Source organism: Actinosynnema sp. NPDC059335, assembly GCF_042752395.1.
Classification (GTDB): domain Bacteria; phylum Actinomycetota; class Actinomycetes; order Mycobacteriales; family Pseudonocardiaceae; genus Actinosynnema.
In genome coordinates, this window is the sequence record NZ_JBHYXZ010000140.1 from 1 (window position 1) to 10,623 (window position 10,623).

A 10,623-nucleotide genomic window follows, 5' to 3' on the forward strand; every position below is an offset into this window, starting at 1 on the left:
CGGTGGGATGGCACGAAACCCGGACCCACAACCCAACAGGGGGATCCGGGCGGGGTTGTCCATCCTGCTGATCTGCCCGTCCGGCGAGGACGCTTTTCCACGCTTTTGAGCTTTCGCCAACCCCCAACCCCGCGCCAAGCACCACCGACCAGCGCCACGCCCCCTGGCAGCGCCGGCAGCGGCACAACGCGTGCCCGTCGCCGCCCGACTTCCGCCGACTTCCGCCGACTTCCGCCGACTTCCGCCGACTTCCGCCGGCTGGCGGGCCGGCTGTCGGTCGGGCTGGCGGGCCGGCTGGCCGAGCGGTACGGCGACCACCCGGCGGTCGTGGCGTGGCACGTGCGCCCCGACCCCCCGGAGCCCACCGCTCCGCAGGGGTCACCCGCCCAAGGGGAGCCCTTGCGTCAATCCTGCCGGCCACCACCGACAATTCCGCCTCCCCGAAGCACTGAGCTGCGCTGACGGCGTAACCGGTTGGCGGCCGGCCCGTGATCGCGTTTCCTGGACCGATGAGCACGGTGCTGATCGGGGTGGAGAACGTGGCCACCCCCAAGTGGGCCCGTCGTCGCGGCGAGACGTCGGTCAGCCTGGGGAAGGCGCTCAAGAGCCTGCCCTCGGCGGTGGCGATGGTGGTCCGGTTGGCCTGGCGCACCTCGCCCCGGCTCACCCTGATGGCGGGCGCGGTGCACGTGCTGTCCGGCGGGGTGACGGCGTTCGGGCTGTTGGCCACGGCGGACGTTTTCGCGGCGCTGCTGCGCGAAGGCCCCACGCCGCAACGGGTGGTGGAGGCGCTGCCCGCGCTGGCGGTCGTCGTGGGGTCGCTGGTGGTCCGGGCGCTGCTCGACACGGCGGTCGCGGCGGTGGAGAGTTCGCTGCGGCCACGGGTCACGCGGGAGGCGAACGACGAGGTCACGGCGGTCCTGGTGCGTGCCTCGCTGCTCGCGTTCGAGGACGCGGACTTCCGCGAGCTGGCCCGTCAGGGCGGCCGGCGGGGTGTGCGCTCGCTGGAGAGCAGCCTGCGCTACCTGGCCGACCTGGTCTCGGGCGGCATCTCGCTGGTCGCGGCGGTGGTCACGGTGGCGTTGCTCAACCCGTGGCTCGGGCCGGCGCTGCTGCTGGCCGCGTTCGCGAACGCCTGGGCGTCGGCGCGGGCGTCCAAGCTGCGCTACGAGCACTTCCTCGACTCGGTGACCCGCAACACCCGCAAGGGCGTGGTGGAGGAGGTCGCCACCGACCGCGACTTCGCGCTCGAACGGCACGCCCTCACCCTCCAGGAGCGCCTGCTCGCCGAGCACCGCCGGATCTCCGACAGCCTGATGGCGGACGAGATCCGGATGGCGCACCGGACCAACCTGGTGCGCCTGACCGGGCGCGGGCTGGCGGGCGTCGGCACGGCCATCGCCTACGTCGTGCTCGGCCTCCTGCTGCACACCGGCGGCATGGAGCTGGCGCTGGCGGGCACGGCGGTGCTGGCCATGCGCACCGGGTTCTCGTCGCTGGCGTCGACGACCCGGGCCGTGAACTCGCTGTACGAGGACTCGTTCTACATCGACTTCTACCGCAAGCTGCTGGTCGAGGGCGCGGAACGGGCGCAGGGCAGCTCGCCGGTGACGGCGCCGGCCGACCCGGAGCGGATCACGCTGACCGACGTGTCGTTCACCTACCCGGGCGCGGCGAAGCCCGCGTTGCGGGACGTGAACCTGACCGTGGCCAGGGGCGAGGTCGTGGCGCTGGTGGGGGAGAACGGGTCGGGCAAGACGACGCTCGGCAAGGTGCTGACCGGCCTGTTCCCGGCGACGTCGGGCACGGTGGCGTGGGACGACGTGGACCTGGCCGAGGCGGACCCGCACTCGGTGCACTCGTCCATCGCGGTGATCGCGCAGGACCCGGCGCAGTGGCCGATGACCGCGCGGCACAACGTGACGGTCGGCCGGCTGGAGCGCGAGGACGAGCGGGCGTGGGAGGAGGCGGTGGCGAAGTCCGGCGCGGACGAGGTGCTGGCGACCCTGCCCGCCGGGGCGGACACCGTGCTGTCGCGGCAGTTCAACGACGGGCAGGACCTGTCCGGCGGGCAGTGGCAGCGGATGGGCATCGCGCGCGGCATGTACCGGGACGCGGCGGTGCTGGTGGCCGACGAGCCGACCGCCGCGCTGGACGCGAAGGCCGAGGCCCGCGTGTTCGAGGGCCTGCGCGAGGCGACCGCGCGGCGCACCACGATCCTGGTCACGCACCGGCTGGCGAACATCCGCAACGCCGACCGGATCGTCGTGCTCGACCGCGGCCGGATCATCGAGCAGGGCACGCACGAGGAGCTGATGGCGCGGCGCGGCCACTACTTCGAGCTGTTCGAGTTGCAGGCCGCCGCGTACCGGGGCGGCCTGCTGGCGTCGGCGAACGAGTAGGGATCACGGCCGGGTGCCGGGCGGAGGTTGCCGCCCGGCGCCCGGCGCCCGGCCGTGGGTCTCGTGCGCCCGGCGGCGGGGACGGGCCGTGGCCCACCCCCGGTCGAGGTCACCGCCGGTCGCCCGCGCGAGCAGCGTGGGGCACGCCGGTACAGCCGGGGTACAGCCGCGGTCCGGTTCCGGGCTCCCGGAGGGCCGGTTCCTGCGCTACCTTCGGACCCGCCTCGGCCGTGGGGACGGTCGCGGCGCGGGGGAGTGTGCCGAGTGCGGTTCCGGGTCCTGGGCGCGGTCGACGTCGTGACGTCCGACGGTGCGCGGATCGGCTTCGACGCCCGCAAACCGCGGGTGCTGCTGGCCACGCTGCTGCTGCACGCCGGCGAGTGGGTCGGCGTCGAGCGCCTGGTGGACGCGCTGTGGCCGGACGGGCCGCCGCCGTCCGCGGCGCAGAACGTCAAGACCTACGTGTGGACGCTGCGCCGGGCGCTGGCCCGGGACCCGTCCGGGGAGGACCGGATCATCGCCGGCCGGGGCGGCTACCGCGTCCGGGTCGCGGACCAGGAGCTGGACGCGCGCCTGTTCGAGGAGCTGGTGCGGGCCGGCCGGCGCGACACCGGGGCGGGACGGCACCGGCAGGCCGCGGCGGCGTACGCGCGGGCGCTGGAGCTGTGGCGCGGCGAGCCGTTCGCCGACCTGGCGGGGCCGGACGTGGACACCGTCCGGGCCGGGCTGGAGGAACGCCGGCTGACCGCCGAGGAGGGGCGGGCGGTCGCGCTGTCGGCGCTGGGGTCGCACGAGGAGGCCGTGGTCGCGCTCACCGCGCTGGTGGCGAAGCACCCGTTCCGGGAAGGGCTGCGGGGCGCGTTGATGACCGCGCTGTACCGGGCGGGCCGCCAGGCCGAGGCGTTGGACGTCTACGACGAGGGCCGCGTGCTGCTCGACCGGGAGCTGGGCCTGCGGCCGGGGGAGGAGCTGCGCCGCCTGCACCTCGACATCCTCAACCAGGACGCGCACCTGGCGGCCGACCGGGCGTCGGCGTGGGCGCAGCCGGCGCAGGTGCCGGCCGCCGTGGTGGGCTTCACCGGGCGCGCCGAGCACGTGGCGCGGCTGGACGCGCTGCTCGCCCGCACCGACGACCGGCAGCCGCCGCCGATCGCCGTCATCACGGGCACGGGCGGCGTGGGCAAGACCGCGCTGGCGGTGCACTGGGCGCACCGCGTCCGGGCCCGGTTCCCGGACGGGCAGCTCTACGTCAACCTGCGCGGCTACGACCCCGAGCTGCCGGTCGGGCCCGCGGACGCGTTGGCGGGCTTCCTGCGCGCCCTCGGCGTCGACTCGCGCGACATCCCGCCGGACCTGGCCGAGCGCTCCGCCCGCTTCCGGTCCCTGCTGGCGGGCAGGCAGGTGCTCGTGGTGCTGGACAACGCCCGCACGGCCGCCCAGGTCCGGCCGCTGTTACCCGGCTCGCCGGGGTGCCTGGTGCTGGTGACCAGCCGGGACTCGCTGCGCGGGCTGATCGCGACGGAGGGCGCGACCCGGCTCGGTCTGGACCTGCTGTCCGCCCAGGAGGCCGGGGACCTGCTGCGGGTGTTGATCGGCGACCGGGCGCTGGCCGACCCGCGTGCGGTGGACGTGCTGGCGGAGCTGTGCGCGCGGCTGCCGCTGGCCCTGCGCCTGGCCGCCGAACTGGCCACCGGGCGTCCCTCGGCGTCGCTGGCCGACCTCGGCGACGAGCTGACCCGTGAGCAGGACCGGCTGGACCGCCTCGACGACGACGGCGACCCGCACGCGGCGCTGCGGTCGGCGTTCTCGTGGTCGTACCGGCAGCTCGGCCCGGCCGTGGCCCGCGTGTTCCGGCTGCTGGGCGCGCACCCGTGCCACGAGCTGGGCATCGACGCGATCACCGCGCTGACCGGCGGCACGGACGCCGAGGCGCGGCGGCACGTCGACGTCCTGGTCCAGGCGCACCTGGTGGAGCGCACGGCCGACGACCGGTTCCAGATGCACGACCTGCTGCGCACCTACGCCCGCGGCCTCGCCGCCGAGGTGGACGGCGACGACGAGCGGGCCGCGGCGCTGGACGCCCTGGCGGACCACTACGTCGGCAAGGCCGAGGTGGCGCGGGCGTTGTTCGACCCCGCCGACCACGGCGGGCCGCCGGCCACGGCGCCCGGCCTGGCGAACCGGGGCGACGCGATGGCGTGGCTGGAGGCGGAGCGCCCGAACCTCCTCGCGATCGCCGAGCACGCCGCCGGGCACGGCGACGCGGGGCACGTGGCGCGGCTGTCGGCCGCGCTGTGGCACTACTTCCAGGTCCGCGGCCACCACGACGAGTCCCTGGCCCTGCACACCCACGCCCTCGCGGCCGCCCGGAAGCGGTCCGACCGCGTCGCGGAAGGCGTCGCGCTCACCGGTTTCGGGGTCGCGTACGAGCGGTTGGGCCGGTACGAGGAGGCGTTGCGGCACCACGAGTCGGCCGTGGCCGTGGCGCGGGGGATCGACGACGTCAGCCTCACCGGCCGGGCGCTGAAGAACCTCGGCGTCGTGCTGCGCCGCCTCGGCCGGTTCGAGGAGGCGGAGCGGGTGTTCCTGGAGGCGCTGTCGATCGCGCGGGCCATCGGGAACCGGCGCGGTGAGGCGGGCGTGCTGTGCAGCCTGGCCCTGGTGCACGAGGCGGCCGGGCGGTACGAGGAGGCGTTGCGGCACGTGGAGCGGGCACTGGCGGCCGTGCCGGACGTGGACAACGACCACGCCCTGATGGACCACCTCCAGGCGAACCTGGGCCTGGTGCACCTGCGGCTGGGCCGGTCCGAGCCGGCCCGCGAGCACCTGGAGGAGGCGTTGCGGGGCGCGCGGACGACCGGCAACCGGGACCTGGAGTCGGAGGTGCTGGACAGCCTGGGCGAGCTGGCGACCGCCGAGGGCGACCCGCGGTCGGCGCTCGACCTGCACCGCCGGGCGTTGGCGCTCACCCGCAGCACGGGCGACCGGCACGAGGAGGCCCGCGCGCACGCCGGCCTGGCCCGCGCCCTGGAGGCGTGCGGCCGGCGGGAGGAGGCGCACCGGCACCTGCGGCTCGCCTCACACCGAGCGCCGGTGGCCGGGACGACGCACCGCCTCACCGAACACCCGGCCTGACCGAACAATCCGGCCACACCGAACACCCGGCCGCACACCGAACACCCGGCCGCACACCGAACACCCGGCCGCACACCGAACACCCGGCCGCACACCGAACACCCGCCGAGACCCCGGACAGCCGCCCCGGGGTCCCGCCCACCGACTCCCCGGGCGCGCGGTGACCGCTAGGCCGTCAGCTCCAGCGACGACCCCTCGCGGGCCTTGCGCACCCGCAGCCGCGTCGGGATGCGCTGCCGCAGCTCCTCCACGTGCGACACGAGCCCGACGACCCGGCCGCCCGCGCGCAGCTCGTCCAGCGTGGTCATCACCAGTTCGAGGGTCTCGGCGTCGAGCGTGCCGAACCCCTCGTCGATGAACAGCGTGTCGAGCACGGCCCCCGCCGCGACCACGTCGGCCAGGCCCAGGGCCAGCGCCAGCGACGCCAGGAACGACTCGCCGCCCGACAGCGTCTTCGCGGGCCGCTGCTGCCCCGAGTAGTCGTCCATCACGTCCAGGCCCAGCCCGCCCCTGGTGCCGCGCGGCCCGGCCTCGGTCGAGTGCACGAACCGGTAGCGGCCCTGGCTCATCCGCTCCAGCCGGTGGCTCGCGGCGACCGCGACCTCCTCCAGCCGGGCGGCCAGCACGTAGGTGCGCAGGGTCATGCTCTTGGCGTTCTGGCCCATGCCGTTGATCACGTCGGTCAACGCGTCCAGCTCGGCGTACTCGGCCTCCACCGGTTCCAGCCGCTGCCACGCGGCGTGCAGCTGCTCGGCCAGGTCGGCGGCGCGGGCGGCGCGGGTGCGCGCGTTCGTCAACGCCGTGGTGGCCTCGGTGGCCCGGTCGCTCGCGACCCGGAACCGCTCCTCCGCGCCGGGCACGTCGACCTCGGCGTCCGGGTCGGTGCCGGGCAGCTCGGCCAGCGTGCTCTCGGCCGCCGTCCGGGTCTTCTCGACGTCGCGGATGCGGGTCTCCAGCTCGGCGACCGCAGTCGCGGGACGGGCCGCGGCCAGGGCGTCGGCGGCGTCGGCGAACCCGGCGAGCGACGCCAGCCGCGCCACCTCCAGCCGCTGCTCGGCCAGGCGCTCCTCGTGCTCCGCCACGGCGGCGCGGCGGGCGTCCAGCGCGGTCAGCGCGTCGGCCAGGTCGCCGAGGTGCGCCCGTCGCGTCACCACGTCCGGGAAGTCGCCGCGCGCCTCCTCCAGCCGGGCTCCCCGCTCCTCGACGGCCGCCGCGAGCTGCGCCCGCTGGGCGGTGGCCTCCGCCAGCTCGCGTTCCAGCGCGCCGCGCCGCTCCAGCGCGCGCTGGACCTTGTCCTCCAGGTCGGCCAGCTCGGCCTGCCGGCGTTCCCACTGCTCCGCCCGCGCGGCCACGGACCGGTGCTCGCGCTCCGCCTCGGCGGGCGGTCGGTCGCCGAGCTGCTCGCGCAGCAGCGCCAGCCGCGCCGACAGCCGCTCGGCCTCCTGCTCGGCCCGCTGCCGCCGCTCCAGCGCCCGCTGGTCGGCCTCGGCGGCGCGTTCCTCGTCGGCGGCCGTCACCGCGTCCAGCATCGGCTGCGCCGGGGCCGGGTGGTCGGCCGACCCGCACACCGGGCACCCCCGGCCGGGGCGCAGCCGGGCCGCCAGCTCGGCGGCCATGCCGTCCAGCCGTTCCCGGCGGATGCCCAGGAGGCGGTCGCGGGCTTTCTGCTGCGCGTCCACGGCCTCGCGCCGCGCCTGGTCGGCCGCCGCGAAGTCGCGTTCGACGCGCGGCAGCTCGGCCGCCGCGGCGGCCAGGCCCGACACCTGCGGCAGCCGGGCCGCCGCCTCCGCCGACTCCTCGACCGCGGCCTTCGCCGCCGCCAACCGCGCCGGCACCTCGTCGAGCTGCGCGACCAGCGCGGCCAGCTGTTGCGACGTGGTCGCGACGTCCCGGTCCAGCTGCTCGATCCGCCGCCGGTCGGCGACCTGCCGCTCCGCCTCGGCGGCCAGGCCGGTCAGCCCGCCCGCCTCCTCGCGCAGCCGGTCGGCGTCGCCGCGCAGGTCGTCGCCCCGGTAGCCGAGGGCGGACACGGCGGCCGCCGCGGCCCGCTCCTGGTCGACGGCGACCGCCAGCCGCTGCTCCAGCTTCACCGCCAGCTCGTGCGCGGGCACGACGACCGCCGCCTGCCGCGCCGCGTCACGCTCGGCGACCCACGCCCGCAGGCTCGGCTCCACCTCCGCGTACCGGTCGAGGTGGCGGCGCGCCTCCCGCACCCGGCGCACCCGCTCGTGCCGGGCCCGCGCCTCCTGCCACTCCCGCTCGGCCGCCGCCCGCACGCCCGCCGCCTCGGCCGCGACCTGGTCGGCCTCGCGCTCGGCCTCGTCCAACCGCTTGAGCAGCGAGCTGAGCCACTCCGGGTCGCCGCCGTCCTCCGGCGGGTCCTCCAGCGCGACCTCCGCGACCCGCTGCACCAGGTCGCGGTGCACCAGGCCGAGCTGCTCGACCTCGCGCTTGCGCTCCCGGCGGCGCTCCCGGAACCACTTCTCCACGTCCAGGAAGCGCTCGGTGCCGAACAGCTTCTCCAGCAGCTTCTCCCGCTCCGCGGTCTCCGCGCGCAGGAACCGGGCGAACTCGCCCTGCGGCAGCAGCACCACCTGGAAGAACTGCTCGGCCGTCATGCCGAGCAGGCCCTCGACCTCGCGGGCCACGTCGTCGATGCGGCTGTGCCCCTCGCCGGCCCACCCGGCGACCCAGGTCAACGACACCTGCGCCTGCTGCCGGGTCGCGCCGTCGCCGCGCTTCTTCGGCCGTTCGTACTCGGGGCTGCGCCTGATCCGGAACCGCCGGCCGCGCACGGTCAGCTCCAGCTCCACGTAGGTCGGGGTGTCGCGGTCGGCGTAGTCGCACCGCAGCCGCTTCACGTCGCCCCGCGCGCCGGGCACCTTGCCGAACAACGCGAACGCCACCGCGTCGAGCAACGTCGTCTTGCCCGCGCCCGTGTCGCCGTGCAGCAGGAACAGCCCGTCCGCGCCGAGCAGGTCGAAGTCGACCTCCTCGCGCGCCGCGTACGGGCCGAACCCGCTGACCGCCAACCGGTGCAGCTTCACGCCGCCTCCTCACGGGTCACGACTCGTCCTCAGGCATCGTTCTCGCGCGCGGCCGCGGCGAACGCCTCGCGCAGCAGGGCCAGCTCCCGCGGCCCCGGCCGGTCGCCGCGCACGTCCTCGACGAAGCAGCACGCGATCTCCTCGTCCGTGCGGCCCCGGACCCGCTCGGCGAACCGCAGCTCGCCGGTCCGCCCGCCCTCCGGCCGCCACTCCACGTGCACCGCGTGCGGGAACCGGGTCTGCAACCGCCGCAACGCGTCCAGCGGCCGCACCCGGTCGGTCAGCGTGACGGACAGGAAGTGGTCCTCGACCGGCTCGTGGTCCGGGTCCAGCAGCAGGTCGTCGAGCGCGCCGCTCAGCGTCGACAGCGCCCGGGGCACCGGCAGCGACCGCCGTTCCACCCCGGCCAACCCGCCCGCGTCCAGCTCGACCAGCCACACCGACTTGTGGTGCCGCGCCTCGGAGAACGAGTACGCCACCGGGCTGCCCGAGTACCGCAGGTGCCCGGCCAGCGTCTGCTGCCCGTGCAGGTGGCCCAGCGCCACGTAGTCCACCCCGGAGAACACCGCGCCCGGCACGTCCTGCACCCCGCCGACCGCGATGGTGCGCTCCGACTCGCACGGCTCGCCGCCGGTCACGAACGCGTGCGCCAGCACCACGGACCGCGCGCCCGGCCGGCCCGCCAGGTCCTGCCGGACCCGCCGCATCGCCTCGGTCAGCACGCCGCCGTGGCCCTTGGCCTCGACGCCGAGCACGTGCCGCGCCGTCTCCGGCTCCAGGAACGGGATCCCGTACACCGCCACCGGGCCGTGCGCGTCGGCCAGCAGCACCGGGTCGTGCAGGTCGGCCACCCGCGTCCGCATGTGCAGCCCGCCCGCCTCGGAGAACGCGCCGACGAAGTCCAGCCGCGCGGCCGAGTCGTGGTTGCCGGGCGTGATCACGACCTTCGCCCCGGCCCGGAGGATCCGCTTGAGCACCCGCGAGCACACCGCGACCGCCTCGGCGTTGGGCACCGCCCGGTCGAACAGGTCGCCCGCCACCACGACCACGTCGACCCGCTCGTCCGCCACGGTGTCGGCCAGGCCGCCGAGCACCGACTCCTGCTCGCGCAGCAGGTCGCGGCCGTGGAAGGTGCGCCCCACGTGCCAGTCGGACGTGTGCAGGATCTTCACGCCGGCCACGCTAGGGCCGCCCGGCGCTCCCGCCCGGAACCCCGCTCGGCGTGTCGCTCGAACGTGTGGTCGGACACGGGTGCGCGATGATCGGGGGATGACAGCGGTCCTCAGCACGGCGGCGGTGGTCGTGGCGCTCCTGCTCGCGGGCGCGCTGGTGTTCCTGTGGCGGCTCTACCAGGACAGCGTGCGGCGCACCGACGCCGCGCTGGCCGCGGTGCGGGCCGAGCGGGAACGCGGCGACGCGCAGTGGGCGGCCCTGCAGCGCTACGAGGTGGCGTTCTCCTCGGTCAGCGGACGAGGGGAACTCGGCGAGAAGGTGCTGGTGGAGACGGCGCGGGTGCTCGGCCTGCGCGAGGGCATCCACTTCGACGTGCAGGTGGACGTCGCGGGCGGCGGCGCGGTCCGGCCCGACCTCGTGCTCAACGTCGGCGGCGGCCGGCGCGTGCCGGTGGACGCGAAGATGAGCATGGCCACCTGGGCGGAGGCGGTGGAGACCGACGACCCGGCCGAGCGCGCCGACGCGCTGCGGGTGCACGTGCGCAACATCCGCGCGCGGGCCGCGGAGCTGGCCGGCAAGGGCTACCAGCGGTGGGCCGACGCCATCTACGGGACGATCATGTTCGTGCCGAACGACGGCGCGGTGGTCGCGGCCCTGGACACCGACCCCGAGCTGCTGCGCTGGCTGCTCGACCGGCGGGTGTTCCTGTGCGGGCCGACCGGGTTCGCGGTGATCGCGTCGGCGGCGATGTTCGCGGTGACCGACCGGGCGCTGGCCGACGACGTGGAGCAGGTCAGGGCGGGGGGGGGGGCGGGGCGCCGCGGGGGGCGCGCGCGGCGCGGGGCGCGGGGAGAGGGGGGGGCGCC

4 protein-coding genes and 1 pseudogene are annotated in these 10,623 nt (G+C 76.2%); 3 read left to right on the forward strand and 2 right to left on the reverse strand.

Annotated elements, in window-relative coordinates:
- Positions 1 to 509: 509 nt before the first annotated feature.
- Positions 510 to 2,402, forward strand: a complete 1,893-nt coding sequence (locus ACFXGA_RS31675; RefSeq protein WP_378094282.1) for an ABC transporter ATP-binding protein — start codon at positions 510 to 512, stop codon at positions 2,400 to 2,402.
- A gap of 264 nt (positions 2,403 to 2,666) precedes the next feature.
- Complete coding sequence (locus tag ACFXGA_RS31680) at positions 2,667 to 5,537, forward strand: BTAD domain-containing putative transcriptional regulator (protein ID WP_378094284.1); 2,871 nt, start codon at positions 2,667 to 2,669, stop codon at positions 5,535 to 5,537.
- 167 nt (positions 5,538 to 5,704) lie between these two features.
- On the opposite strand, the gene ACFXGA_RS31685 is transcribed toward ACFXGA_RS31680, so the two are convergent.
- On the reverse strand, positions 5,705 to 8,584 hold the full coding sequence (locus ACFXGA_RS31685; protein WP_378094286.1) for an AAA family ATPase: 2,880 nt from the start codon (positions 8,582 to 8,584) through the stop codon (positions 5,705 to 5,707).
- 29 nt (positions 8,585 to 8,613) lie between these two features.
- Complete coding sequence (locus ACFXGA_RS31690; RefSeq protein WP_378094288.1) at positions 8,614 to 9,756, reverse strand: exonuclease SbcCD subunit D; 1,143 nt, start codon at positions 9,754 to 9,756, stop codon at positions 8,614 to 8,616.
- A gap of 97 nt (positions 9,757 to 9,853) precedes the next feature.
- Here ACFXGA_RS31690 and ACFXGA_RS31695 point away from each other — a divergent pair.
- A pseudogene (locus tag ACFXGA_RS31695) lies at positions 9,854 to 10,623 on the forward strand (DNA recombination protein RmuC); the annotation flags it as partial.